Annotated in this window: 25 protein-coding genes and 1 pseudogene; 12 read left to right on the forward strand and 14 right to left on the reverse strand. The window is 71.1% G+C overall.

All coding sequences use genetic code 11. The annotated features are described in order from the left end of the window. Window positions 1–50: 50 nt before the first annotated feature. The 3 genes and pseudogenes from V2J52_RS10100 to galK all read left to right on the forward strand — a co-directional run bounded on the left by V2J52_RS10100 (window position 51) and on the right by galK (window position 3331). The gene (locus V2J52_RS10100; protein WP_331227556.1) at window positions 51–893 is read left to right on the forward strand and encodes a DeoR/GlpR family DNA-binding transcription regulator; all 843 of its coding nucleotides are present in this window, start codon (window positions 51–53) and stop codon (window positions 891–893) included. Next, window positions 883–2102 (forward strand): annotated as a pseudogene (gene galT / locus V2J52_RS10105) (galactose-1-phosphate uridylyltransferase). The gene V2J52_RS10100 and the pseudogene galT overlap by 11 nt, the downstream one beginning before the upstream one ends. Further along, window positions 2099–3331, forward strand: coding sequence for a galactokinase (gene galK / locus V2J52_RS10110; protein ID WP_331227558.1), 1233 nt, complete (start codon window positions 2099–2101; stop codon window positions 3329–3331). Before galT ends, galK begins: the two are co-directional and overlap by 4 nt. Before the next feature lie 67 nt (window positions 3332–3398). On the opposite strand, the gene V2J52_RS10115 is transcribed toward galK, so the two are convergent. From V2J52_RS10115 to V2J52_RS10125, 3 genes are all read right to left on the reverse strand, one after another. Continuing rightward, on the reverse strand, window positions 3399–4148 hold the full coding sequence (locus tag V2J52_RS10115; protein ID WP_331227559.1) for an SDR family NAD(P)-dependent oxidoreductase: 750 nt from the start codon (window positions 4146–4148) through the stop codon (window positions 3399–3401). Between the two features lie 40 nt (window positions 4149–4188). After that, window positions 4189–5061, reverse strand: coding sequence for an alpha/beta fold hydrolase (locus V2J52_RS10120; RefSeq protein WP_331227560.1), 873 nt, complete (start codon window positions 5059–5061; stop codon window positions 4189–4191). Between the two features lie 90 nt (window positions 5062–5151). Further along, on the reverse strand, window positions 5152–6072 hold the full coding sequence (locus V2J52_RS10125; protein WP_331227561.1) for a protein kinase domain-containing protein: 921 nt from the start codon (window positions 6070–6072) through the stop codon (window positions 5152–5154). A gap of 288 nt (window positions 6073–6360) precedes the next feature. Here V2J52_RS10125 and V2J52_RS10130 point away from each other — a divergent pair, with 288 nt between their 5' ends. Both V2J52_RS10130 and V2J52_RS10135 read left to right on the forward strand, forming a co-directional pair. Beyond that, the gene (locus tag V2J52_RS10130) at window positions 6361–9087 is read left to right on the forward strand and encodes an ATP-binding protein (RefSeq protein WP_331227562.1); all 2727 of its coding nucleotides are present in this window, start codon (window positions 6361–6363) and stop codon (window positions 9085–9087) included. Between the two features lie 263 nt (window positions 9088–9350). Further along, complete coding sequence (locus tag V2J52_RS10135) at window positions 9351–9824, forward strand: NAD(P)H-binding protein (RefSeq protein WP_491062081.1); 474 nt, start codon at window positions 9351–9353, stop codon at window positions 9822–9824. On the opposite strand, the gene V2J52_RS10140 is transcribed toward V2J52_RS10135, so the two are convergent. The 6 genes from V2J52_RS10140 to V2J52_RS10165 form a co-directional block, all read right to left on the reverse strand. Next, the gene (locus V2J52_RS10140; RefSeq protein WP_331227563.1) at window positions 9811–10860 is read right to left on the reverse strand and encodes a zinc-binding dehydrogenase; all 1050 of its coding nucleotides are present in this window, start codon (window positions 10858–10860) and stop codon (window positions 9811–9813) included. The two genes, V2J52_RS10135 and V2J52_RS10140, sit on opposite strands and share 14 nt — an antisense overlap. Before the next feature lie 55 nt (window positions 10861–10915). Next, a complete protein-coding gene (locus V2J52_RS10145; protein WP_331227564.1) occupies window positions 10916–12697 on the reverse strand; it encodes an alpha/beta fold hydrolase in 1782 nt (593 codons plus the stop codon). Window positions 12698–12761: 64 nt separating this feature from the next. Beyond that, window positions 12762–13448: a GOLPH3/VPS74 family protein gene (locus V2J52_RS10150; RefSeq protein ID WP_331227565.1), complete on the reverse strand. Its 687-nt coding sequence runs from the start codon at window positions 13446–13448 to the stop codon at window positions 12762–12764. Next, window positions 13445–14164 carry an ABC transporter permease gene (locus V2J52_RS10155; RefSeq protein WP_331227566.1) on the reverse strand — a complete coding sequence of 240 codons (720 nt, stop codon included), beginning with the start codon at window positions 14162–14164 and terminating at the stop codon, window positions 13445–13447. Before V2J52_RS10155 ends, V2J52_RS10150 begins: the two co-directional genes overlap by 4 nt. A gap of 29 nt (window positions 14165–14193) precedes the next feature. After that, window positions 14194–15150 (reverse strand): ABC transporter ATP-binding protein, encoded by a 957-nt coding sequence (locus V2J52_RS10160; RefSeq protein ID WP_331227567.1) that lies wholly within the window; start codon window positions 15148–15150, stop codon window positions 14194–14196. A 279-nt stretch (window positions 15151–15429) separates the two neighbouring features. Next, the gene (locus V2J52_RS10165; protein WP_331227568.1) at window positions 15430–16500 is read right to left on the reverse strand and encodes a zinc-binding dehydrogenase; all 1071 of its coding nucleotides are present in this window, start codon (window positions 16498–16500) and stop codon (window positions 15430–15432) included. A 72-nt stretch (window positions 16501–16572) separates the two neighbouring features. On the opposite strand from V2J52_RS10165, the gene V2J52_RS10170 reads away from it, so the two are divergent. Continuing rightward, window positions 16573–17148, forward strand: a complete 576-nt coding sequence (locus tag V2J52_RS10170) for a TetR/AcrR family transcriptional regulator (protein ID WP_331227569.1) — start codon at window positions 16573–16575, stop codon at window positions 17146–17148. Window positions 17149–17187: 39 nt separating this feature from the next. Beyond that, window positions 17188–18258: a protein kinase family protein gene (locus V2J52_RS10175; RefSeq protein WP_331227570.1), complete on the forward strand. Its 1071-nt coding sequence runs from the start codon at window positions 17188–17190 to the stop codon at window positions 18256–18258. Here V2J52_RS10175 and V2J52_RS10180 read toward each other — a convergent pair. Continuing rightward, on the reverse strand, window positions 18244–19518 hold the full coding sequence (locus V2J52_RS10180) for a PQQ-binding-like beta-propeller repeat protein (RefSeq protein ID WP_331227571.1): 1275 nt from the start codon (window positions 19516–19518) through the stop codon (window positions 18244–18246). The genes V2J52_RS10175 and V2J52_RS10180 overlap by 15 nt on opposite strands. Before the next feature lie 149 nt (window positions 19519–19667). Between V2J52_RS10180 and V2J52_RS10185 the strand changes: the two genes are divergently transcribed. Then, window positions 19668–20087 carry a hypothetical protein gene (locus V2J52_RS10185; RefSeq protein WP_331227572.1) on the forward strand — a complete coding sequence of 140 codons (420 nt, stop codon included), beginning with the start codon at window positions 19668–19670 and terminating at the stop codon, window positions 20085–20087. Window positions 20088–20124: 37 nt separating this feature from the next. Here V2J52_RS10185 and V2J52_RS10190 read toward each other — a convergent pair whose 3' ends face one another. Next, window positions 20125–20943: an exodeoxyribonuclease III gene (locus V2J52_RS10190; protein WP_331227573.1), complete on the reverse strand. Its 819-nt coding sequence runs from the start codon at window positions 20941–20943 to the stop codon at window positions 20125–20127. A gap of 121 nt (window positions 20944–21064) precedes the next feature. On the opposite strand from V2J52_RS10190, the gene V2J52_RS10195 reads away from it, so the two are divergent. Beyond that, window positions 21065–21376, forward strand: a complete 312-nt coding sequence (locus V2J52_RS10195; RefSeq protein ID WP_331227574.1) for a hypothetical protein — start codon at window positions 21065–21067, stop codon at window positions 21374–21376. Between the two features lie 14 nt (window positions 21377–21390). On the opposite strand, the gene V2J52_RS10200 is transcribed toward V2J52_RS10195, so the two are convergent. Then, entirely contained in the window at window positions 21391–22281 is an 891-nt protein-coding gene (locus tag V2J52_RS10200; RefSeq protein WP_331227575.1) for a TIGR01777 family oxidoreductase, read from the reverse strand. Between the two features lie 141 nt (window positions 22282–22422). On the opposite strand from V2J52_RS10200, the gene aqpZ reads away from it, so the two are divergent. Next, on the forward strand, window positions 22423–23166 hold the full coding sequence (gene aqpZ, locus V2J52_RS10205; RefSeq protein ID WP_331227576.1) for an aquaporin Z: 744 nt from the start codon (window positions 22423–22425) through the stop codon (window positions 23164–23166). A gap of 57 nt (window positions 23167–23223) precedes the next feature. Here the strand turns inward: aqpZ and V2J52_RS10210 are convergent, their stop codons facing one another. Both V2J52_RS10210 and mnmA read right to left on the reverse strand, forming a co-directional pair. Then, window positions 23224–23823: a DUF998 domain-containing protein gene (locus V2J52_RS10210; protein ID WP_331227577.1), complete on the reverse strand. Its 600-nt coding sequence runs from the start codon at window positions 23821–23823 to the stop codon at window positions 23224–23226. Window positions 23824–23892: 69 nt separating this feature from the next. Then, the gene (gene mnmA / locus V2J52_RS10215; protein ID WP_331227578.1) at window positions 23893–25038 is read right to left on the reverse strand and encodes a tRNA 2-thiouridine(34) synthase MnmA; all 1146 of its coding nucleotides are present in this window, start codon (window positions 25036–25038) and stop codon (window positions 23893–23895) included. 100 nt (window positions 25039–25138) lie between these two features. Between mnmA and V2J52_RS10220 the strand changes: the two genes are divergently transcribed. Both V2J52_RS10220 and V2J52_RS10225 read left to right on the forward strand, forming a co-directional pair. After that, a complete protein-coding gene (locus V2J52_RS10220; protein WP_331227579.1) occupies window positions 25139–25378 on the forward strand; it encodes a type II toxin-antitoxin system Phd/YefM family antitoxin in 240 nt (79 codons plus the stop codon). Then, on the forward strand, window positions 25378–25785 hold the full coding sequence (locus V2J52_RS10225) for a type II toxin-antitoxin system VapC family toxin (protein ID WP_331227580.1): 408 nt from the start codon (window positions 25378–25380) through the stop codon (window positions 25783–25785). Before V2J52_RS10220 ends, V2J52_RS10225 begins: the two co-directional genes overlap by 1 nt. Window positions 25786–25860: the final 75 nt, after the last annotated feature.

The raw sequence follows: 25860 nt of genomic DNA on the forward strand, positions 1-25860 counted from the left end.
CGATGGTCGTTCGTGTTCGCTTTTGCGCTTTCGTCTGGCATCATGTGGTCATGGTCCACGACACCTCGGCGACGGAGCCGGCACCGATGCTCGCCCGCCAGCGCCAGCAGCACATCCTCAGCGCGGTCAGCCAGTTCGGCGGGGTGCGGGTCGCCGAGATGGTCGAGCAGCTCGGCGTCTCGGAGATGACGATCCGGCGCGACATCTCCACCCTCGTCCGGCGTGGCCTGGTCGCGCGGGTGCACGGCGGGGCGGTGATGCCCAGCCGCTCGGCGCAAGAGCCGAGCTTCGCCCAGAAGGCCACCCAGCACCAGGACGAGAAGGCCCGGATCGGCGCTGTGGCCGCCGCCCGTGTCCAGGAGGGCGACGCCGTCGCGCTCTCCGCCGGCACGACGACGCTCGCGGTGGCCAGGGCGCTGAGCGCGCTCCCCCACTTCGCTACCCTCACCGTCATCACCAACTCGCTGCCCGCGGCGGACGAGCTGCACCGGGCGGTGCTGCAGGCCCGCGAGGCGTCGCGGCCGGCGCCGACGATCATCCTCACCGGCGGTGAGCGCACCCCGTCCGACGCGCTCGTCGGCCCGGCGACGGTCGACTACCTGCGAGCGGTTCGCGTGGAGTGGGTGTTCCTCGGCGCCCACGGCTTCGACCCCGAGCTCGGACTCATGACCCCCAACCTGCACGAGGCAGCGACCAACGAGGCGCTGCTCGCCAGCGGCCGCAGCGCCGTCGCCGTGCTTGACGCCAGCAAGTGGGGGGTGCGCGGGCTGCGCACGTTCTGCCGGATCAGCGAGCTCACCGCGCTCGTCACCGACGCCGAGCCCGACGACGCCACCTTCGACGCCGCGGTCGCCCACGACTTCGCGCTGGAGATCGCCACCGATGGCAGCTGAGACGCCCACCCCCTCGGTCCGCAAGACCACCGGCCGGCTGGCGGACGGCCGCGAGATCATCTACTTCGATGACTCCGAGCCGTACGTTTCGGGTGCCAGGACCCGGCGGCTGGACGATCCCCGCCGGCTGCCCGACCGCTTCGCGCCGGCGCCGGGCCCAGACGGCACGCTCGTGCCGTTCACCGGGCCGCAGATGCGCTTCGACGTCCTCACCGGCGAGTGGGTGCCGATGGCCAGCCACCGGATGAACCGCACCCACCTGCCCGCCGCGGACGCCAACCCGTTGGCCCCGGCGCGCGCCGGGGGGCCGGGGCGGCCTACTCCGACGGCGACATCCCCGCCGACGACTACGACGTCGTCGTCTTCGAGAACCGGTTCCCCTCGCTCGTCCAGGCGCCGGGCCAGGACGACGGCGTCAACCTCCTCGACGGCGAGCCGCTGTGGCCGGTCCGGGCGGCGGCCGGCCGGTGCGAGGTCATCTGCTTCTCCCCCGACCCCGGCGCCTCGCTGGCCACGGTCGACGAGCGGCGGATGCGCACGATCATCGAGGCGTGGGCCGACCGCACGAGCGCGCTCAGCGCGGTCCCGGGCATCGAGCAGGTCTTCTGCTTCGAGAACCGCGGCCGGGAGATCGGAGTCACGCTCCACCACCCGCACGGCCAGATCTACGCCTACCCCTACATCACGCCACGGACGAGCACGATGCTGCGCCGGGCCCGTGAGCACCGGCTGCTCACCGGGCGCAACCTGCTGCGCGACGTCCTCGAGGGCGAGCTGCGCGCCGGGCGACGGGTGGTCGCGGAGTCCGAGCACTGGGCCGCGTACGTCCCCGCGGCGGCTCGCTGGCCGGTGGAGATCCACCTGGCGCCACGACGTGACGTGCCCGACCTGCCGGCGCTGACCCACGTCGAGCGGGCCGACCTCGCCGAGATCTACCTGCGGCTGCTGCGCGCCGGCGACCAGTTCTTCCACGAGAGCGACGGCAGCGGGGAGCAGCGCGCCATCCAGCTGCCCTACATCTCCGCCTGGCACCAGGCGCCGGTGCACGAGGGCCGCAGCGACCTGCGCCTGCACCTCCAGCTGTTCTCCACGTTGCGCGCGCCGGGCAGGCTCAAGTACCTCGCCGGCTCGGAGTCGGGGATGGGGGCATGGATCTCCGACACCACCCCGGAGCAGATCGCCGACCGGCTGCGTGAGGTCCTCGCGTGACCACCCTGCTGCCGGCATGGTCGGCTGCCGAGGGGGCACGCCGGGTGCGTGCGCTGTTCGCGGCCAGCTTCGGCGGCGTCGAGGCGGGTGTCTGGGCGGCGCCCGGCCGGGTGAACGTCATCGGCGAGCACACTGACTACAACGCGGGGCTGTGCCTGCCCACGGCGCTGCCGCACCGGACCTTCGTGGCGGTCCGGCCGCGTCCCGACCGGCTCGTGCGGCTGGTCTCGGCGCAGGAGCCGGGCCGGCGAACGGTCGACCTCGACGCCGTCGGGCCGGCCGGGTCGGCGGGCGCGGTGGACGGCTGGCCGGCGTACGTCCTCGGCGTCGCCTGGGCGCTGGTGGCCGAGGGGCTGGCCGACGGCGCGGGCGCCCTGGGCTTCGACATCGCGGTCGACAGCTGCGTGCCGTTCGGCGCCGGGCTGTCCTCGTCGGCGGCGCTCGAGTGCGCCGTCGTCATCGCGCTGGACGAGCTGTGGGGCCTGGGACTCGGCGCCGACGACGCGGGCCGGGCGCGCCTCGCGGCCGCCTGCGTCCGGGCCGAGAACGAGATCGCCGGCGCCCCGACCGGCGGGATGGACCAGGCCGCGGCGCTGCGGTGCCGCGCGGACCACGCCCTCCTGCTCGACTGCCGTGACGGCGCCACGGAGCAGGTGCCGTTCCCGCTGGCCGACGCCGGTCTGGAGCTGCTCGTCATCGACACCAGGGCGCCGCACCAGCTCGTCGACGGGCAGTACGCGGCACGGCGGGCCAGCTGCGAGGCGGCCGCCCGCCGGCTCGGCGTCGCGTCGCTGCGGGAGGTCAGCGACCTCGACGGCGCGCTCGCCGCCCTCGAGGACCCGGTCGAGCGGCGGCGGGTGCGGCACGTCGTCACCGAGATCTCACGGGTGGCCGAGCTCGCCGCCGTCCTGCGGGAGGGGCCGCCGGCCCGGCTGGCGGTCGACCGGCTCGGCGAGCTGATGGCGGCCTCGCACCGCTCGATGCGCGACGACTACGAGATCTCCTGCCCGGAGCTCGACCTCTCGGTCGACACGGCAGTGGCTGCCGGCGCGCGGGGCGCCCGGATGACCGGTGGCGGCTTCGGCGGGTCGGCCATCGCGCTCATCCCCACCGGGAGCGCGCCGGCGGTGGCTGGGGCCGTGACAGCGGCGTTCGCCGCCGCCGGGTTCGCCGAGCCGCAGCTCCTGCTGGCGCCGGCCTCCGGCCCAGCCGGCCGGGTGGCCGGCTGAGCGAGGGTGCCGCTCCCAGGCGCAGACCACCGGAAGCGGCACCCTCCTTGTCGTCGAACGCCGCGGCTCAGATCTGGTTCACCCCGCCGTCGACCAGCACGTTCGCGCCCAGCATGAAGCTGCTGTCGGAAGACGCGAGGAAAGCCACCGCGGCCGCCATCTCCTCGAGACGCGCCGTGCGGCCGATGGGCAGGCTCGCGGCCAGCGTCTCGTTGTATGCGGCCACGTTCTCCGCCCCGACGAGCTCCACGACGCCGGAGGTCTCGGTCGGACCCGGCGAGATCGCGTTGACGCGGATGCCTCGGTCCTTGAGCTCGTTCGCCCACGTGCGCGTGAAGCTGCGCAGGGCCGCCTTCGAGGCCGCGTAGGCACCCATGCTCGGAGCGCCCCGGTCCGCAGAGGTGGAGGCGTTGATGATCACCGATGCACCCTCATTAAGGAGCGGGATGGCCTTCTGCACCGTCAAGACGGTGCCGACGACGTTGACGCCGAAAACGTTACCGAGGTCCGCCTCCGTGAGGTCGTCGATCGTCGCGAAGGTGGCGATCCCCGCGTTCGCGAACAGGACGTCCAGTCCCCGGCCACGGGCGGCGACCGCCTCGTACAGGCGATCAAGATGGGCCGGCTTCGTGATGTCGCCGGGCACGGCCGTCACGTTGCGGCCGATAGCCGCGACGGCCTCGCTCAGCTCGCTCTCGCGTCGGCCCGTGATGAAGACGTACGCCCCCTCGTCCACCATTCGCGCAGCGGCGGCGCGGCCGATCCCGTTCGTGCCACCTCCAGTAACAACTGCCGTCTTGCCTTCAAGTCTGTTCACTGCTGTTCTTCCTCTCTGTGTGCGTGTCTCGGTGAGTGCGTCATGAGGTGGCGCTGCCGTCCTCGCCGTGGAGCGAGCCGATGAAGGAGCGCAGTGCACCGTTGACGTCGTCGGCGTGCGTCCAGAGCAGTCCGTGGGGTGCGCCCTCGATCTCCACGTAGCGGGCGTCCGGCAGTGCCTGGGCGAAGCGGCGGGCCGTCGCGTCGATGGGCAGAATCCTGTCTGCGGTGCCGTGCAGGATCAGAGCCGGTATCCCGCTGCTGCGGACAGCGTCGACGTCGGTACGGAAGTCCTCGATCCAGGAGGAGACGACGGCGTAGGACGCCACCGGGGCGCTGGCGACCGCGACGTTCCAGCTTGCGGTCACCGCTTCCTGGCTGATCCGAGAGCCGAGGTTCTCGTCGAGGTTGTAGAAGTTGGAGAAGAATTGCGTGTACCAGGCGTAGCGGTCACCCGTCGCCTGGGCGGCGATGCCGTCGAACACCTCCTGCGGCACGCCTTCGGGGTTGTCCTCTCGGGCGACGAGGAACGGCTCGAGGGAGGCAAGGAACGCCAGGGCGGCCACGCGCTCGTGGCCATGTCGGGCGACGTAGCGGGCAAGCTCGCCGGTCCCCATCGAGAACCCGACCAGGACCACGTCACGCAGGTCAAATGCCTCGAGGACCGTGTTCAGATCAGCAGCGAAGGTGTCGTAGTCGTAGCCGAGCCCGACCTTCGACGACCGGCCGAAGCCCCGTCGGTCGTAGGTGATGACGCGGTAGCCCCCGGCCAGCAGGTCCCGTGTCTGGTGCTCCCAGCTGTGGCCGTCGAGCGGGTACCCGTGGATGAGCACGATGGGCTGCCCCGCGCCCTGATCCTCGTAGTACAGCTCGATCGGCGTGCTGTTCTCGGTCCCGACGTTGATGTATCCCATCTCTTCCTCCCTGTGGTGAGCCCAGTGCGAGCCGTTCGCCTGGGCGGATCATGTGGTGGCTTTCTTCTCGTCACGCGCTGGTCGACAAGATCAGCCCGAGCGCACGGCGGCGGAGGCCGTCGACCGCACCGCGCGGTGCCAGGGCGGGGGGACCGGGACCAGGGTCGTCGACGCGGCCCGGAGCGCTTCACTGAACGATCGAGCGCTCTGGAACCGGTCGCCCGCGTCCTTGGCGAGGGCAGTGAGCAGCACCGCGTCGAGCGCCGCAGTGACCTCGGCGCGGAAGTCGCTGGCTCTTCGCGGGGCCTGGTACACGTGCTGATAGGCGCCGGCAACCGAGCTGTCACCGGCGAAGGGCGGCCGACCGGTCAGCAGCTCGTAGAGCAGGCAGCCCGCGGAGTACAGGTCGCTCCGGGCGTCGGCGATCTCGCCGCGCACCTGCTCCGGAGAGAGGTACTGAGCGGTTCCGAGGAACGTATGGGTCTGGGTGGCCGTGGCGCCGTGGTCATTCTCGACGCGCGCGATCCCGAAGTCGACGACCTTGATCTCGTCGGCGGGTGTGACCATGACGTTGGCGGGCTTGATGTCGCGATGGACAACACCCGCGCGATGGCTGAACTCGAGCGCCGACAGGACACCGAGCTGATACCGGATCGCCTCCTCCAGCGTGAGCGCGCCCTCGCGGAGGCGGGCCCGCAGCGACTGGCCGGGGACGTACTCCAGGACGATGAACGCCACGTTCGCCTCGTCCGCCCGGCTGCCGTCGTCGCGCCCGTGCCCGACGTCGTGGACCGCGACGATGGCCGGGTCGTCGAGGCCGGCAAGTGCCTGCGATTCCCGGCCGAACCTGGATCTCACCAGCGGGTCACGGGCCAGCTCGTCGCGGAGCACCTTGACCGCGACCCAGCGCTCGCACCGGATGTCACGGGCCAGGTGGACCACGGCCATGCCGCCCCGGCCCAGGACGTCGCGGAGCTCGTAGCGTCCGCCAAGCACGCGAGCCGTGCTCATGAGATCTCCCTGCCTCTCTGGTGGTCGGTGCGTCGGTCCGCACCGGGGACGGGTCCAGCCACCCTGGTGCGCCGGGGACCGGGGGCCGGTCGTGGCGACGTCCTCAGGCTCGCAGCGACGGCCGCGCCCTCGCGTCGGTGACGGCCACGTAAATCACCACCGCCTCGCGCTCCCCGTGACCTCGCAGGCCTGGTAGTGCCCCGAAGCCGTCCCGCGTCGCGACAGGGACGACTACTGTGACGGCTACCTACTCGGACCGGTTGATGGGAGCACAACCTGGCGGATCTCGTGGGCCGGCGCTCAGAGCGTGACGCGGTCGAGAAGGTCCTCTCCCTGGCCCTGGCCGGGCGCAGCGGCTCCCTTGTGCTGCGCGGAGAAGCCGGGATCGGGAAGACTGCCCTGCTCGAGCACGCGCGGCAGACGGCCCTCGCGTCAGCCTTCCGCGTGGAGTCCTCGGTCGGCTCCGAGTCCGAGACGCAGTTCGCGTTCGCGGGCCTCCACCAGCTGTGCGCTCCCCTGCTGGACCGCACCGGAACGTTGCCCGAGCCCCAGCAGGCCGCGCTCGGAGTGGCGTTCGGACTCCAGGGTGGTGGCGCGCCGGACCGGTTCCTGGTCGGGCTGGCGACGCTCCACCTGCTGGCCGAGGTCGCCGAGGAGGGGCCACTGCTGTGTCTGGTCGACGACGCGCAGTGGCTGGACGAGGCATCGGCGCAGGTCCTGGCCTTCGTGGCCCGACGGCTGGGGGCCGAGAGCCTGGCCCTCGTGTTTGGGGTGCGCGACTCCGATGAGGGTGATCGCCTGCCGTTTGCCGGCTTGCCGGGGCTACGCCTGGAGCGGCTCGGGGAACCGGACGCCCGTGCGCTGCTGGATGACGCGGTGCGTACGCCGCTGGACGAGCGAGTGCGCGACAGGGTCCTTGCCGAGGCCGGCGGCAACCCCTTGGCGCTGCTGGAGCTGCCCAGCAGTGCACCGCCGGCGGAGTTCGCCGGCGGTTTCGAGCTGCCCGATGCGCTGAGTGTCCCGCGCCGCCTGGAGGAGAGCTTCCGACGCCGGTCAGCCAGCCTGCCCCCGCAGACGCAGCTGCTCGTGCTGGCCGCCGCGTCCGAACCGACCGGCGACGCGGAACTGCTGTGGCGCGCGATCGCGCACCTCGACATCACAGCGGAGGCGGCCACCCCCGCGGAGGCAGCCGGCCTGCTCGAGATCGACTCGCGGGTGCGGTTCCGTCATCCACTGGTGCGCTCGGCGGTCTATCAGGCGGCCATGCCGCCGGACCGTCGGCGCGCCCACGCCGCGCTTGCCGAGGCCACCGACCCACAGGCCGACCCGGACCGCCGTGCCTGGCACCGCGCGCAGGCGGTGCAAGGTACCGACGAGGACGTGGCCACCGACCTGGAACGCTCGGCCAGTCGGGCCCGCGCCTGCGGCGGGCTGGCCGCTGCAGCCGCGTTCCTCCAGCAAGCAGCCGAGCTGACCCCGGACCCTGCTGACCGTGCGAGCCGAGCATTGGAGGCCGCGTACGCCAAGCACGCGGCAGGTGCGTCCGAGACCGCTTTGGAGCTGCTGACAATCGCTGCGGCCGGGCCGCTGGACGCCCTGCAAGGTGCCCGCGTCGAGCTGCTGCGCGCCCAGATCGCTTTCAACCTCATTCGCGGCAGCGAGGTGCCGAGGCTGCTGCTCAAAGCTGCCAGGACGCTCACCCCACTGAATGCTGCGCTGGCTCGCGACACCTATCTGGATGCCATCGACGCTGCGCTCATCAGCGGTGGCCACGATGCGGTCCGTGTTGCCACAGCCGCCGGGGCGGCTCCCGACGCCGCCGTGCCACCACGGTCCTCGGACCTGCTCATGGACGGCCTCGTGAGGACGTTCACGGCAGGGTACGCGGCAGGGGCGCCAGCACTCAGATCCGCATTGGAGGCGTTCCGCGACCAGGGGGACAACCGCCGGGCGCTCGAGGGTCGCAGTGACCGCTGGCTGTGGCTGGCCGCTCGCAGCGCCATTGGGATCCTTGATGATGAGCTTGCCCACGTGCTGGCGAGCCGTCACGTACAGCTGGCTCGCGAGACCGGCGCCTTGGGGACGCTGCCCGCTGCCCAGAGCTCCTTGGCCAACGTCTTGATCCTGGCCGGGGAGCTCACTCGCGCCGGGGAGCTGGCCGCCGAGTCCACGGCGATCGCCGAGGCAACCGGCGCAGCGCCCCTCAGGCACACTCTCGCCGCGCTCGCCGCGTGGCGTGGCGATGATGTCGCCGCTGCCCAGCTGAACGAAGCCATGCTCCCGGGCCCCACCGATCCCGATGGCGACACAGAGGTCGCCGTGGCCCAGTACGCGATGGCCGTGCTGCACAACGGTCTGGGCAACTACGCACAAGCGCAGACGGCGGCGAGACGGGCCTGCGAGACCGACGAGCTGGGGCTCACCAACATCGCCCTGCCGGAGCTCATCGAGGCGGCCGTGCGTGCTGGCCACCCGGACATCGCGGCGAGCGCCCTGGAGCAGTTCGACTCGCGCGCGCTCGCCTGCAACACGTCCTGGGCACTCGGGCTGAGGGCACACTCGCGCGCGCTGACCTGCACAGGGCCGGACGCCGAGGAGCACTACCGCGAGGCGATCGAGCAGCTGCGACGCTGCCGGATGGCCGTCTACCTCGCCCGTACCCATCTCGGCTACGGCGAGTGGCTGCGCCGCAAGGGCCGCCGTCAGGATGCCCGCGAGCAGCTCCGCACCGCCCACGCGCTGTTGTCGGACATGGGTGCGGAGGCCTTTGCCGCGCGCGCCGCCCGCGAGCTCCGCGCCACCGGCGAGCACCCACGCGCACGGAGCGCGCAGCCGACCGACGCGCTCACCACCCAGGAGCTGCACGTCGCCCGGCTGGTAGCCACCGGAGCAACCTCCCGTGAGGTCGGCGCGCAGCTGTTCCTCAGCCCCCGGACCATCGAAGCCCACCTGCGCAGCATCTTCCGCAAGCTCGGCATCACCTCCCGCCGCGAGCTCAAGCTCCACCTTCCCTGACCGGCCCGGTGCGGCTCCACCGACGATCGGTGGCTTCTACCGATGCGAAGGCCAGGCCGTGACGGCCAGCCTGGTCCCATGAAGGTCTTCATCATTGGCGTCAGCGGGGCCGTCGGTCGCCTGCTGGCAAGGAACCTGATCGGCCGGGGCGACGACGTCGCCGGGCTGGTGCGTCGTGACGAGCAGCGGACCGCTCTCTCGGGCCGCGGAGTCATGGCTCAGGGGCTCAGCTCGCGGACCTCACTGCCGACTCGCTGGCCCCCATGCTCACCGGGGCCGACGTCGTCGTCTACACGGCTGGTTCCAACGGCGGTTTGAGGGAGGTGACGGCCGCCGTCGACGGCGACGGCGTGGTGAAGGCGCTCGAGGCGACACACCTCGCCGGTGTGGAGCGCTTCGCGCTGGTGTCGGTACTTCCCGAGGCCGGGCGCGGGCAGGATCTCGGCGAGGACGTGGAGTTCTACTTCGCGGTGAAGAAGTTGATCGACGTCACGGTCAGTATGAGCGACCTCGACTGGCTGATCCTGCGGCCGTCCCTACTCGTCGACCGCGACGGGACCGGGACGATCTCGCTCGGTGCGGCGCAGCCCCACGACGAGATCCCACGCCAGGACGTGGCCGCCACACTGGCCGAGCTACTCCACGAGCCCCGGATCCGTCGGCGGATCCTCGAGCTCACTCAGGGGACGACGCCGATTGCCAGCGCGGTGCGGGCCAACGTGATCAGGGATGCATGACGATCTTGCCGACGTGACGGCGTCGACCGAGCTCCTCCTGCGCCTGTGCAGCCTCGTCGAGCGGGTAGGCCCTTGCGATGACGGGGTAGACCTGGGCTTGGCGCGCGATGTCCATCAGCTGGGCGAAGTGGGCGGGCGTGTGCATGCTGGAACCGATGATCCGGGCGTTGTGGAGATAGAGCCGGCGCACGTCGAACGCGACGGCGTGCCCACCGAGAGCACCCGCGACCACCCATCTGCCTCCCTCGCGCAGCAGTGAGAGACCGTCACCGACAAGGTCTCCGGCCACGACGTCGAGGACGACGTCGACGCCGCCACCCGAGGCAACGCGGGCCTGCGCCACGACGTTCTGCGCGCGGTCGATCACCTCATGGGCTCCCGCCCGACGCACGGGCTCGTGCTTGGAGCCGCTGCTGACCGCAAGGACCCGCGCGCCACGTGCCCGGGCGAGCTGGACGAGCGCAAGGCCCACCCCACCCGACGCGCCGGTCACCAGGACGGTCTCCGCCGCGCGCACTGCGCCGCGTTCGATCATGCCCAGCGCGGTGCCGTAGGCAGTGGGCAGGGCGGCGAGCTGGGCGTCCGAGAGCGGAGAGGCGGTGACGTCGTGGGTGTGGTGGACCGGCGCGGTGACGTACTCGGCGTGGCCGCCGTCCCGCTCGCTGCCCATCAGGCCGACAGGGTTCGCCGCCGGCCCCTCGGCGTCGTAGATCGCAGGGTCGATCACCACCCTGCGCCCGACCAGCCGTGACTCACGGTCCGGACCGACCGCTGCGACGACACCTGCGACGTCGGCGCCCTGGATGCGAGGGAACTCGACCGGGCCGCGCCACCCGGCCAAGGCCTCGGGGACGCCCGGAGCCCCGTAGGCGCCCTGCCGGGTCCATAGATCGGTGTTGTTCAGCGCCACCGCGCGGACCTCGACCAGCACCTCGCCCACGTCGGGCACCGGCACCGGGACTCGGACAACCTCCAGCACCTCCGGGCCGCCGTGCCTCGCGATCTTCACCGCTGTCATCTGCTCGGGCACACTCATGCTTCTCCTCCACTCGTCTCGCGGCTGACAGGACACCCCTGCCGGCCGCGCGTGCTCACTGTGCCGGTTCCCGGAGCGTGGCCGTCTCCGCCGGGATGGTCGGATCGGTGAACTGCGGGTCCGACTCGTGCTCGGCGTTCCCGTCGAGGCCGGTCCACGACTCGTAGCTGACCTCCTCCAGGGGCAGCGGCTTGCCCGGCGCGACGATCGTCTCCGAGGGCCTATCGCCACCGAGGAGGAAGTCGATCACCGGACGGTCCACCTCCTCCGTGCCGTAGGGGAACACCCCGTGGATGCTCTCGTTGTCGACGGCGATGAGGCTCGTGTTCGGCAGCCCGGTGCCGGCGGCACGACCCTGCTCGAACGGCGTCATCGAGTCGAGCTCGCTCTGTAGCACGATGGTCTGCGGGAAGCGCTCGTCCAGGGTCGGCATCGTCGAGTCCGTCGGCCAGAACGCGCACGTGGGAGTGAGGAGGAGCCCGAGCTGCGCCGTCAGAGGCGCGAGCTGCGCCGTTCGCTCGTGGAACCGGTCCCAGAACTCCTGCCCCTGCGTCCACTGCCCGTCAGTGCAGGCGGTGAACTCGATGACATAGTCGTGCGTCTCGCGGACGGGCTCCCCTGGCACGGTCTGGGGAGGCGCCGCCAGCAGGGCGAGAGACTGCTCCGCGCCGCTGCGCAGCACGTCGGGCAGGTCCGTCCCCGCAACCATCCGCGTGGCGAGCTCGAGAGGGTCGACCGGCGCGCTCGACGCCTCGGCCTCCGCGACGATGGAGGCGACGAGGCTTCCGGCGACCGGGTACAGCGCCGGCGTCGAGAACGCGAGCGAACCGCTGGCCGCGGTCCAGGCGTACTGCGCCGCGAGCGAAGTCTCGGGGCCGGCGGTCGCGGCGAAGTACCGCTCCCAGATCGCCTCGGGGTCCGGCCCGAGCCCAATGGTCGCGTCGTTTCGGGCGATCCAGTTCAGCATGTGCAGCCGGAACTGGCGGTCACGGCCCTCGTGGGCTGCGTTGTACAGGGTCTGAATCGACTCCTGCGTCGAGTCCGTCGCGGAGTCGAGGACCATCCGCTCGATGTTCGCGGCGAAGAGCGCGCCGTACCAGGTTCCCAGCCAGGTGCCGTAGGAGTACCCCATGTAGGTCACCGTCTCCAGGCCGAGGAGGTGACGGATGAAGTCCATGTCGTAGGCGGCCTGCTCGGTCGTCATCGTCGCCACATCCGGATCCTGCGAGCAGGCCTCCCCGATCGCCCTCGCCGCGGCAGACGGCCCACCGGCAGGGTCATACTCATAGTCGCAGGACGCGTGGCTCGACTGCCCGAGTCCTCGCTGGTCGAAGCTGACGTAGTTCGTCGTCGCACGCAGTTCCGGCGTGTACAGCTGGACCGTGGTGCCGTAGGACAGCCCGGACGCGTAGGGACCGCCGGGGTGGGCGATGATCGTGGTGTGGTACCCGGGATCCGAGGTGTCGATGTTCTTGGCGTGCGAGATCCGCACGTCCCAGGTGAGATCCGGGTCAGGGTTCAGCCAGTCCCGCGGGACCGTGATGGTCGCGCACTCGACGTTGGAGACATCGGCGCCCGGGACGGGAGGTCCGTCGTCGGAGAACTCACAGGCCTCCCAGACCACCTCCTGATCGGCAAGGTGTCCTGCCAGCGCCACGACGTCGGGCATCGTCGTGCCATCCTCCGGTGCCGCCGCGTCGTCGCGACCGTTCCACGCGACGAGCAGCGCGACCACCAGGGCGATGACGACGACGGCGGCCAGCGGGACCGCCGGAGCGACGAACCTGCTTCCTCGGCGGCTGGTTGCGCTGGACGGTTGGGATTCATGCTGGGACATGATCGTTCTCCTTCTTGTTTCGAGTGGTGATTACGTCACTCGTCCCTGCAGAGCGTCGCCGTCGCTATCCGCGCGGCCGCGCAGCAGCGGCGACGACGACGTGGTTGACGATGGTCGCGGTGACGGTACGGGTGACCGCCTCGGCGGCGGCGCCCGCTCCCCAGCTGCCGTCCACGAGCTTCTCGGCGCGGGCGATCACCGACAACGTCCACGGAATCACCGGGTCAAGCTGAGGCAGCGTGCCGCTGCCGTGGAGCAGCGCGGCGAGCGCGGCGACGCGAGGGCTGGGCTCGACGCCCTCGACCAGCACGGCGCGGACCTCACCGAGCAGCGCGGACCTGCGCCCGGTGGTTCCCTCCTCGATCACCGAGGACGTGAAGAGCCCGAGCGTCCTGCGTGTGCTCCGGCGGAGGTCTCCGCGCTCGACCAGTCGGTCAAGCAGCGGTTCACGCAGCACCGGGCCCGTCGCCGGCAGGACGGCCTGCACTGCGCGGGGCTTGTCGGCGACGTACTCCCAGCTCGCGCGCAGGAGGTGGTCCGACGGTGGGTGCTCGGCGACGGCCGCCACGGTCGTCACCCCCGACCGCCCCGTCCCGGTGCGCACGTGGCCACCCAGTCCGAGCTCGGCGAGCACCGCGCCGGCGAGCACGTAGAAGAGCGTCCCCTCGCCCGCGATCGTGCCGGACCCCGGCTGGAACAGCAGCAGGAGGAGGTCCTCGGCCAGCGTCTGTTCAGCAGCACGGGGTGTCATCGGCGCGGCTCCCAGCGGAAGAGCCGGGTGGCCAGCAGGATGGCGACGCCGACCCAGGCGAGGGTGGGGGCCAGCAGCAGGAGCGAGTCGCCGATGCGGGTTCCGCCATCCCATGCCTGGACGACCAGCTCGGTCGCTGCCCCTCCGGGCAGCAGGCGCTTGACCAGCGTGAGGCTCTCGGTGCCGGAGGCGCCGACCCAGATGGCGATGGCGACGATGCCCAGGCTGATCGGGAGCGTGGTGATCTGGGCACGCTCGGAGGACTGCGTCAGCCCGGCGGTGGCCATGCCGAGGGCAAGCATCATGGCGACCGTGGCGGCAATCGCGAGTGCCAGGAGCGGAATGTTGGCCGGTGCGTCGCTGACGACGGAAAAGGCGACCAGGATGAGGCCGAGCTGGACCAGGGCGATCACCGTGACGGGGAGCACCAGCCCGGACAGGATGGCGGGGTCGGTGGCTGCGGTGGAGCGCAGTCGCTTGAGGAACAGGTTCTGCCGACGGGCGGCCAAGGTGGTCACCACAGTGCCGTAGAGACTGAACGAGACAATCGTGAAGACGAGCAGGACCGCGACGAGTCCGAGGCCGCTGTAGCTGGCGAACAGCTCGCGGTTGTAGATGAAGTAGACGCTGGCGGCCACCGGCATGATCAGGCTGGTGAACAGCGCGGTCCGATCGCGGAAGAGTTGGATGAGCTCGCTGTGTGCGATGGTCAACATGACGAGGTTCCTTGTCGGGGTCGGGGTGTTCAGGAGTGCGTCGGGGCGGCGCCGATGGCCCGGAAGACATCGTCGAGCCGGGTCGGTGCGGCGGACAGGTCGACGAGCTCGATCCCGTAGGCGTCGGCCCAGTCGAGCAGCTGCTTGAGCTCGCGCTGCAACTCGCTCGTCTCGATCAGGTAAGCCCCCTCGTCAGCCGGGGCGGCATAGCGTGGCGGGGTGGGTGAGCCCGGGGGAAGGGTGAACTGGATCGACGCGGGCAGGGTGCGGGTCAGCTCGGCCACGGTGCCCTGGTGGCGGAAGGTGCCCTGGTGCATGAGGCCGATGCGGTCGGCGCGCTGCTGGGCCTCTTCCAGGTAATGGGTGGTGAGGATGACGGTGGAGCCGTCCTGCCGGAGCTGGTCGACGGCCTCCCAGAGGGCGTCGCGGGACTGGATGTCCAGCCCCGTGGTCGGCTCGTCCAGGACGATCAGCTCGGGCCGTCCGTACACCGCAGTTGCGAAGTCGAGACGCCGCTTCTCACCACCGGACAGCTGCGCCACCCGGGTGTCGGCCTTGCTGGTCAGGTCGACGACGCCGAGCACCCGCTCGACCGTGTCGGAGCGACCGGAGAGCCGACCGATCAGCCGAACCGACTCGGCGACGGTCAGGTCGGCGGCGAACCCGCTCTCCTGGAGCATGATCCCCATCCGGGGACGCACCGCAGCCCGGTCCGTCGGGCTCTTGCCGAACACCCGGACGGTGCCCGACGATGCTTTGCGGTGACCCTCGATCACCTCCAACGCCGAGGTCTTGCCCGCCCCGTTCGTGCCGAGCAGGGCGTACAGCTCCCCGCGCTGCACCTGGAACGACAGGTCCTTCACCGCGCGGAAGTCACCGTAGGACACGTTCAGAGCCTCGACCTCGATGACATGCGTGGAGGACTCGCCCCCACCGAGCAGTCCGCGATCAGTCGACGCGGCGGTTGTATCTGTCAGTTGTCCCATGCTGCTGACCTCCACATTTCAGTTCTGGTCGTTACCGTGCAATGAGGCTCGCACCGGGGGCGCGCCTTCGCGTCGGTGGAGGTCCCTGTGTATCGCCGGTTGTCACCGTGCCGCGATCTGGATGATTCGCATGCCGGCCGGTGCCCGATCAGCGCCCCGGATCGGCCTGTGACCTGGCACGTCGCGTCGGGATCGGGCATGGGGCCGTACCCGAGAGACCGGGCCTGGCGGGTGAGGTTTCGCCTCGGTGATACCTACCTAGACCGGTGCGGGCCCCCCTCATGGTTGAGGGGTGATCGCCTGAGGGTGCAAGACGATCTTGCCGACATGGCGGCGTCGGCTGAGCTCTTCCTGCGCGTGGGATGCCTGGTCGAGCGGGTAGGTCTTGGCGATGACGGGACGGACCTGAGCTTGGCGGGCGATGTCCATCAATAGTGCAAAATGGGCGGGCGTGTGCATGCTGGAGCCGATGATCTGGGCGTTGTGGAGGTAGAGGCGTCGCACGTCGAATGCGACGGCGTGCCCGCCGAGAGCGCCGGCGATGACCCATTTGCCTCCCTCACGCAGCAGGGGAAGGCCTTCGCCAACGAAGTCTCCGGCGACGACGTCGAGCACGACGTCGACACCGCCATCCGAGGCTGCCCGGGCCTGCGCCATGAGGTTCTGCGCGCGGTCGATCACCTTATGCGCTCCCGCTTGGCGCACGGGCTCAAGCTTGGAGCCGCTGCTGACCGCGAGGACTCGCGCGCCGCGCGCTCTGGCGAGCTGCACGAGGGCCAGGCCCACCCCTCCCGATGCGCCGGTCACCAGCACGGTGTCACCTTCGCGCACGCCGCCGCGTTCGATCATGCCCAGCGCGGTGCCGTAGGCAGTGGGCAGCGCGGCGAGCTGGGCGTCTGAGAGCGGGGAGCCGGTGACGTCGTGGGCGCGGCGAACCGGCGCAGTGACGTACTCGGCGTAACCGCCGTCCCGCTCGCTGCCCATCAGGCCGACCGGGTTCGCATCCGGTCCCTCGGCGTCGTAGATCGCCGGGTCGATCACCACCCTGCGCCCGAGCAGCCCTGGGTCGCCACCGGGGCCGACCGTCGCGACAACACCGGCCACGTCAGCGCCCTGGATTCGGGGCAAGTCGATCGGGCCGCGCCATCCAGCCAACGCATCAGGGTCCCCCGGAGCCCCATACGCGCCCTGCCGGGTCCATAGATCGGTGTTGTTCAGCGCCACCGCGCGGAGCTCGACCAGCACCTCCCCCACGTCGGGCACCGGCACGGAAACCCGGGCCACCTCCAGCACTTCCGGACCGCCGTGCCCGACGATCCGCACCGCTGTCATCTGCTCGGGAACACTCATGTCTCACCCTCCGTTACACTGACCTGTAAACCCGTGCGAGCGAGAGTATACCGATCTGTGAACTCAAGACAAGTGACCGACCCCCCTCGGCCGTTGAGCCCCGCCGGGCGACGCATCGTCCATGCAGCGGAGGAACTCTTCTACAACCGCGGCATCACCGCCGTGGGCGTCGATCTCATTGCTGAGCACTCCGGGGTGTCCAAGCGGACCCTCTACAACCAGTTCGGCTCCAAAGAACATCTCGTGGCCGCTTACCTCAGCGCCCGCGACGACCGGTGGCGCACCCTCGTGGCGGCCACCGTCGCCGCTTGCGACGACCCCGTCGAGGCAGTCACCGCCCCCTTCGCTGCCCTGGAGGAGTGGATCAAGACGAACACCCGCGGGTGCGCATTCATCAACGCTCTCGCCGAGCTGCCCGACCCGGCCGACCCCGCCCACACGATCGCCACCGACCAGAAGCGCTGGCTACTCAACCTCTTCGAGCGTCTCGCCACCGAGGCCGGCGCCACCGCCCCCAGCCAGCTCGCGACCCAGCTGCTCCTCCTGCACGAGGGCACACTTGCCACCCAGCCTCTTCTCGAGAACCCCCTTCGCGCCAGTACCGAGCTCGCTCGCACACTGACCCGTGCGAGCGTCTCGGACAGCTAGCTTCTACGAGGCGGTTCCACCTGCTGCCAGGATGGTGCGATGCTCAGCGCCCGACGTCGCCGTCACGCCCTCGTGTCGGCCTCGCTCGCCGCCCGCGACGACGACGATCTCGCGGCGGCCCTCGACGCCGCACCCGCGGGTGCCGTGGGCGTGGGCGGCGGCTCCGCGGTGCTCGATGTCGACGGCGTGCCGGTGTTCGCCAAGCGGGTTCCGATCACCGACCGGGAGCTGGCGCATCCGCACAGCACAGCAAACCTGTTCGACCTGCCGACCTCGTGCCAGTACGGCATGCACCGCCTCGCCGGCCCCGGCTTCGGCGCGTGGCGCGAGCTGGCCGCGAACACCATCGTCACCGAGGGAGTCCTCGGCGGTGAGACGGAGTCCTTCCCGCTGCTGCATCACTGGCGGGTCCTCCCCGGCCGCCCACCCGTCGCGTCCGAGCACCGTGACATCGACGCGATCGTCGCCCAGTTCGACGACGACCCGGCCGTGCGGACCCGTTTCGAGGCGCTGGCCGGTGCGACCTCCAGCCTCGTGCTGTTCCTCGAGCACATCCCCTATCCGCTCGTAGACACGCTGAATGACCCGGTGGGCAGCGCCGAGACCCTGGAGCGGCAGCTGTTCGAGATCGTCGCGTTCTTGCGCAGCCGCGAGCTGCTGCACATGGACGGGCACTTCGCCAACATGCGGGCCGACGACGACCGGGTCTACCTCGTCGACTTCGGGCTGGCCACGTCGCCTCGCTTCGAGCTGAGCGGCGCCGAGCGCGACTTCGTCGAACGCAACATCGGCCACGACGCCGATTACGCAGCCATGCGGCTGGTCAACTGGCTGGTCACGACGGTGTGCGGGGTACCGATGCCGAGCAGTGGCGGTCCTGTCGCACGGAACGCGTACGTGCGCAGGTGCGCGACCGGCGACATTCCACAGGACGTGCCGGCCGCCTTGGCAGACGTCCTCGCCCGGCACGCGCCAGCCGCGGCACGGATGAACGACTTCTGCTGGCGGCTGGTCGACGGGGACGTCCACGCGCAGTATCCCGGGGCTGTCGCTGGTTCGCCGTCAGGTTGGCTCGACGCGCCACGCGTCTTCCCGTCAGCCGGCCACTGACGGCGGAAGGAGACGGACGACCACGTCGTCGTACACGGCGAACTCGCCGGACATCCCCCAGCCACAGCCCTGGATCTCCGTGGTGGACGCGAGCTCCTCACCGGTGCGGACGTGGTGGAGCACGATCCCGCCAGGGCCGGCGACGGCCACCACCCGCCCGTTGCTGGCGCAGACCGCATAACCCGGGACCTCGTACAGCAGGTCTCCGGTGCGAAGGTCCAGCGCCACGACAGTCTGCCCGTCGCCCTCGACGAAGCCGGACGCCGTCTGGTCCTGGAGCAGGTCCACCGCGATCAGCGCGACGCTCGCACCGGCGTCGACGAAGGGATGACCGGTCTGAACGGCAGCCGGCTCTGGGGTGCCCAGCGGCAGCGGGACGTTCCAGAGCTCGTGGCCGTCCGCAGCCGAGACCGCCCACACGCCGTCAGCGGGTGGGTCCTGGCTGAAATCGGTCCACTTGTCGAACACGACGTCACCGGCCGTCACCGGGGACATCCAGGCCGGCGAGACGGTGTACAGCTGCTCGCCGGTCCACGGGTCGACCACCCTGGTCCTCCGCTCGCCCCCACCGAGGTCCTCGTCCACCGTGAGGTGGCCGCCGACCCAGTGCGGGACGGTGGCGCCGTCGACGTCGATGACGACGTCGGTCAGGTGGCCGTCCGAGAGGCGGACCAGGCGTCCTCCCGCGACCGCTGCCCACCCGTCCTGGATCGCGGAGACCACGGCGCTGCGGTAGGTCATGCAGTTGTGCTCCGCCTCGGGGATCGCCACGTCCCAGCGCACCTCGTACGTCAACGGGTCGTATGCCCGCAGGTGGTGGGCCCCGCCCTGCGCCCCCTCCTCCGTCGCGGTGTACCCGACGAGGACCAGGCCGTCCTGCGGTGACGCGCCGACGGGGAACGCGTTGCCACAGGCCAGGTTCGGCCCGTCGGTGGACGCGAGTATCTCGCCGTCGGGCAGATGGGTCGAGATCCGGGTCGGCTCGCCGTCGTCGAAGGTGTCGAGCATGCCGACGAAGAATCCGTCAGTGAAGTTGTAGGTGACGCCATCCTCGCGGGAGGGAATCTCACCGACGGTCTCGAACAGCTCGACCTCGTCGGCGGGCGGTTCGGTCGCGTCGACCGCCGTGGGTGCCTCCGGCGAGCTGGTCGCAGCGGGAGCCGAGGCCTTCGCGGGTTCCGGATCGGTGCACGCCCCCAGGGCGAGCACCGCCAACGTTGCTGCCGCCGCGACGATGCCCCGCGATCGCGTGATTCTCATCAGTCTCCCCGGTCGCCTGCGTCCATCGGTGACCGTACCAGCGTCCTCGGAGCGGGACGGGCGCTACGGGCGGGACTGTGTCGCGCCCCGTGAGAGGAGGAAGAACCTTGCGGTTGCGCGTCGTTCTGGCCGCTCCTAGCGTCGAAGCGATGGCAACGAGGCACTGGATCACCGCAACCGCGCTCGGCGCGCTCCTCCTGGGTGGGTGCACCGCGTCCGACGGCGACGCCGGGCCCCCCGACGCACTCGAGTGTGACGTCATCTACCGGGCGGGCGAGGGTGCCGAACCCGAGCAGGCCACCATCCGGGTAGAGCGCCAGATCGGCCAGGAGGGGAACACCGACTCGGTGACCTTCGGCCAACAGACCGACGCAGAGATGACCGTCTCGGTCAGCTACCACGCGAGCTCGGCCGCTCACGGCCTTGTCCAGGCGTGGGTGACCGCGGACGGCGATGAGATCGACCGGCAGATCGTCGAGTTCGAGGATGAGTACCCCGGAGGGCCCGAAAGACCCGAGGACCAGGGGAACCGGGCGGTAGTCACCTACGTCTGCGACGCCGCGGACTGACGCGAGGGTCTCCGGGGCCCGCGCTCAGCAACCACCGCTACAGCTCGTACTCCACGACCATCGGCGCGTGGTCGGAGAAGCGGGTGTCGTAGGACGGCGCCCGGTCCACCGCCGCGCTGCGAGCGGCACCGGCGAGCTCGGGCGTGGCGATCTGGTAGTCGATCCGCCAGCCGGCGTCGTTGTCGAAGGCCTTGCCGCGCTGCGACCACCACGTGTACGGCCCGGGGCCGTCGCCGCCGAGCCGCCGGCCGAGGTCCACCCAGCCGAGCTCGTCGAACCACTTGTCCAGGTAGGCGATCTCGGCGTCGAGCACCCCGGAGGCGCGGTTGTGGTTCGGCTTCCAGTTCTTGATGTCGACCGGCCGGTGGACGATGTTGATGTCCCCGCCGACGACGACGTCGCGCTCACCGGCGGCGGCCTGCGCCGCCAGCTCGGTCATCCGCACCGTCACGGCGTCGAGGTGGGCGTACTTGGCCGCCATCTTCTCGGCATCGGTCGCGGTGCCGGAGTGGATGTAGGTGGACACCAGCGTCAGCGGCCGGTCCCGGCCCTCGACCTCGACGTCCATCTCCAGCCACCGGCCGGAGTCGACCGGCACCTCCTCGGCGGCCAGCCCGATCCGCACCGCGCTCGCCGGCAGCAACGACGCGACCGCGACGCCCGCGCGGCCCTTGATGTCGGACGCCTGGTGAGCGATGTGCCAGCGCGGGCCGAGCAGCTCGTGCACGATGGCGTCCGGCGCACGGACCTCCTGGAGGAGCAGGATGTCGGGTGTGCGCTGGGCGAGCCAGGTGTCCATCCCGTTGCGGAAGGCGGCCCGCAGGCCGTTGACGTTGACGGTGGCGATCGTGAGCATCAGTCCATTGTCATCGCGGGCACCGACATCCCGGGCCGCGGTCCGCACGGCGGGCACCCGAGTATCCACAGCTCCGTCAGCACCAGTGTCAGGCACCCCGTGCCGCGCGTATGGTGGCGGCATGACGAGTCATCCGGCGGACGAGTCACGACGCCTGCACCAGGCCACGAACGACATCGATGCGTTGTACGACCTCACGAGCCGGATCGACGAGAAGATCGATCGACGCTTCGAGCTGGTGGACGGGCGCTTCGACCAGGTCGACCAACGCTTCGCACAGGTGGACAAGCGCTTCGAGCAGGTCGAGCAACGCTTCGAGCAGGTCGAGCAACGCTTCGAGCAAGTAGACCAACGCTTCGTCGCGATGACCGCGGAGATGGTTACGCTCCGCAAGGGCGTCGGCGAGATCATCACGATGCTGAAGGAGCGGTAAGGCTCCGGAGCGGATCAGCGCGCCAGGGCCGTCCCGACGGCGTCGCCCAGGTCCGGCTGCTGGAAGGTGAAGCCGTCGTCGAGCAACCGTTGCGGGTGCACCTGCTGGTCGGCGAGCAGCAGTTCCTCCGCCGGCTCCCCCATGACGAGCGTCAGCAACGGTGCCGGCAGCCGCAGCAGGTGAGGGCGTCCCATCCCGGCCGCGAGCGCCCGGGTGATGTCCTCGGCGGTGGCCGGCCGTGGCGAGGCGAGGTTGACCGCGCCGTCGAGCGACGACTCGGTGAGCAGGTGGACGATCCCGCGGGCCTCGTCGGTGCGGGAGATCCACGGCCAGTGCTGGCGGCCGGTGCCCACCCGGGCGCCGGCGCCGAGCCGGGTCGCGAGGAACAGCGGCTGCAGCGCCCCACCCTGCGCCAGCACGATCCCGGTGCGCGCGTGCACCACGCGGGTGCTCGCCGGCGCCGCCGCGGTGGCCGCCTCCCACCGCGTCACCAGCTCGGCGAGGAACCCCTCGCCCGCCGCGGCATCGTCGGTGAGGACCTCGTCGGGCCGGTCGCCGTAGTAGCCGACGGCGGAACCGCTGACCCAGACGGTCGGCGGGTCGGCCGCGACGGCGAGCGCGGTGGCGATCGTGCGGGTCGGGTCGACCCTGCTGCGGTAGAGCGTGCGCCGGTAGGCCGCGGTCCACGGCAGCCGGCCGAGCGCGGCACCGGAGAGGCTGACGACGCCGTCTGCCCACTCGATCGCCTCGGCCGGCAGCCGGCCCTCGTCGGGCTGCCATTCGTACTCCGCCACGTTGCGCGGCACCCGGCGCACGAGGGTGCGCACCTGGTGCCCGGCGTCGCGCAAGGCGTGCTGCACCGCGGTGCCGATGAGGCCGGACGCACCGGCGATGAGGACCTTCATGGTCTCGACGCTACCGGTCGCTGACCGGCCGCGCCGCCCCTCACCTGGCCCGATGCGTCAAACGCCGGTGCGGTTGGCCGCTATGTTTAGCCCCGATCGCTCGACCATCGACGGTGAGCGGCATCATCAGGGGGATCCGACTTGCCTACATCACCGCTGCTCTCACGACTTGCCGCCGAGTTCCTGGGCACCTTCGTCCTCGTCTTCGGCGGCGCCGGCAGTGCCGTGCTCGCCGCCAAGGTGGTCAGTGACGGCACGATCAACATGGGCATCGGGTTCCTGGGGGTCGCGCTGGCCTTCGGGCTCACCGTGCTCGTGATGGCCTACGCCGTCGGCCATATCTCCGGCGGTCACTTCAACCCGGCTGTCACCCTCGGCGCCGTCCTCGTCGGCCGGATCGACCTGAAGTCCGTCGCGCCGTACATGGCCGTCCAGGTGGTCGGCGCCTCGGCCGCCGGGCTGGTGCTGTACGTCATCGCCTCGGGCAAGGACGGCTTCGACGCCGTCGCCTCGGGCTTCGCGACCAACGGCTACGCCGAGCGCTCCCCCGACGGGTACTCCCTGGTCGCGGCGCTGGTCATCGAGATCGTGCTCACCGCGGTGTTCCTCTACGTCATCCTCGGCGCCACCGACTCGCGCGCCCCGAAGGGCTTCGCACCGATCGCCATCGGGCTGAGCCTCACGCTCATCCACCTCGTCTCCATCCCAGTGACCAACACCTCGGTCAACCCGGCGCGGTCGCTCGGTGTCGCGTGGTTCGCCGGCGGTGAGGCGCTCGGGCAGGTGTGGCTGTTCATCCTCGCGCCGCTCATCGGGGCGGCGATTGCGGGACTGACCTACCGGGTGATGTTCCCCAACACCGAAGCGGTCGTGCTCGAGCGCTGACCCGCACCCGTGACCGGGGCTGCCACGAGTGGCAGCCCCGGTCAGATGCGTACCCGCTCACGGGACCAGGTGCCAGCAGAGCAGCCCGAGCCAGCTCCAGCCCACGACGATGGTGAGACGCTGGATGAGCCCGGCCCTCGGATGATCGGCTTCCCAGGCGGTGCCGAAGTACAGGAACAGCGCCCCGGTCGTCGCCGCGGTGACCGCGGCGTAGACCACCCAGCCGAGGTCGTCGAGGACCACAACCGCCACGCCAGCCGCCACCGGTGGCGCGGTGAACACCACCACGCCGGCCCAGTCGTGCAGTCGGTGCCGCAGGCTCGTGGTCGACGGCGTGGTGTCGGGCGTGCCCGGCGGGTAGCCGCGCATCGGGTCCATCGGGAAGATCCCGGACGCAACGAGCCCGAGCCCGAACGCGGCGACCACGACGGCGAGCAGCCAGCTGCCCGTCGCGAGGTGCAGCCCGGCCGCCGACGCGGTGATGAGCAGTCCGCAGACGATGAAGCTGCTCGCCTGCAGCCAGCCGCGGGGGCCGAGCGCCAGCGCGCTCACCGGCTGGCGCACCGGGCTGTAGCCGGGGCGCGTCGCGCCGTCGACCAGGAACACCAGGATGAACAGCGCGGCGCCGGCGGTGCCGGCGAGGAGAAGTGCGGTCATACCGAGCGACGTTAAGGAACGCGCCGGGCCGGCCACCAGTGCCGGTCGTCACTTCCTTGGCTCGCGCGGTCAGGCGCTGCTGGCGGCCTTCGTTGCCGGCCTGACGGCGCCCCGACCGGCGCGCGCGAGGGTCGCCTGGCCGAGCACCCGGCTGCCGTCGTAGACGACCACCGACTGACCGGGTGCCATCCCCCGCAGCGGGACGTCGAGCAGCACCTCGAGGCCGTCGTCGACGGCCGACCCGGCGGGCGTCGTTCGGCGCACCGTGGCCGGGACCGGCTCGCCGTGCGCGCGGACCTGGACCTGCGCCGTCGTCCACTCCCCCGCCGGAACGTCGTCGGCGAGCCAGATGGTCTGGTCGGCGGCCAGCTCGGTCACCGACAGCAGCTCGCTGGCGCCGACGACGACGGTGTTGGCCTTCGGATCGACCTTCAGCACGTAGCGGGGCTTGCCGTCCGCGGCGGGCCGGCCGAGGCCGAGGCCCTTGCGCTGGCCGACGGTGTAGGCGTAGGCGCCGTCGTGGCTGCCGACCGTGTTGCCCTCGGTATCGACGACGACGCCGGGCTTGGCGCCGAGCCGGTCGCGCAGGAAGCCCTGGGTGTCACCGTCGGCGACGAAGCAGATGTCGTAGGAGTCCGGCTTGGCCGACACGCTGAGCCCGCGGGCGGCGGCCTCGGCGCGGACGTCGTCCTTGGTGGCGGCGTCGCCGAGCGGGAACAACGAGCGGGCCAGTCGCTCGGCGCCCATGACAGCGAGCACGTAGGACTGGTCCTTGGCCATGTCCGCGGCGCGGTGCAGCTCGCGGCCGCCGTCGGGGCGCTCGACGATCCGGGCGTAGTGGCCGGTGGCGACGGCGTCGAAGCCCAGCGCCAGGCCACGGTCGAGCAGCGCGGAGAACTTGATGTGCTCGTTGCAGCGCACGCACGGGTTGGGGGTGCGGCCGGCGGCGTACTCGTCGAGGAAGTCGGCCACCACCGTCTCCTCGAACTCCTCCGACAGGTCCCACACGTAGTACGGGATGCCCAGGACGTCGGCGGCGCGGCGGGCGTCGGACGCGTCCTCGATGGAGCAGCAGCCGCGCGAGCCGGTGCGGTGCTGGGCGCGCGAGCGGCTCAGCGCCATGTGGACGCCGACGACGTCGTGGCCGGCGTCGACGGCGCGCGCCGCGGCCACCGCGGAGTCCACCCCGCCGGACAGTGCTGCCAGCACGCGCATGCTCGTCTCCCCTCGTGGTCCTGTCGGGCGCCCAGCGTAATCGCTCGACGAGAGGTAGTACGCATCGACGTACAGACTGGTCGTCGACTAGTCTGACACCATGGAGTCCATCGGTTCATACGAGGCGAAGACGCACCTTGCCAGGCTGCTGGACGACGCCGCCCAAGGCCGCTCGGTCACGATCACGCGACACGGCCGCAGCGTCGCCCGCCTCGTGCCGGTGAGCGTTCCGCCGGAGGAGCCCAGCGCCGTCATTGACGAGCTTCGCGAGGCACGAGCGGGTGCCACTCTCGGCGGGGACCGGTTGCGTGACCTCATCGACGAGGGCCGGCAGCACTGATGGCATTCGTGGTCGACACCTCGGTGACGATGGCCTGGTGCTTCCAGGACGAGGCCACGTCGTCGACGGAGGAGCTCCTCGATCGCCTGCGGGAGGAGGAGGCGCACGTTCCCGAGCTGTGGCGGTTGGAGGTCACCAACGTGTTGCTCGTGGCCGAGCGGCGGGGTCGGATCCGCGAGGCCCAGTCGCGACGTTTCGTCGATCTCCTCGAACGCCTGCCGATCCGCGTCGCACCCTCCGCCGGCTCCCTCACCGAGGTGCTCGACCTCGGCCGCCGGCATCGCCTCAGCGCGTATGACGCGGCCTACCTCGAGCTGGCGGAACGGCTCGGGACGCCACTCGCCACCCTCGACGGGCGCCTGGTGGACGCCTGCCGCACCGCGGGGGTCGTACGCCTCGGGAGCTGAACGTGCCGTCGGACGGCGACCGGCCACATGCCCCCTCGCCGACACCGGACATCGCCTACCGAGACCGAATGTCCC

The organism is Georgenia sunbinii, assembly GCF_036421875.1.
Classification (GTDB): domain Bacteria; phylum Actinomycetota; class Actinomycetes; order Actinomycetales; family Actinomycetaceae; genus Georgenia_B; species Georgenia_B sunbinii.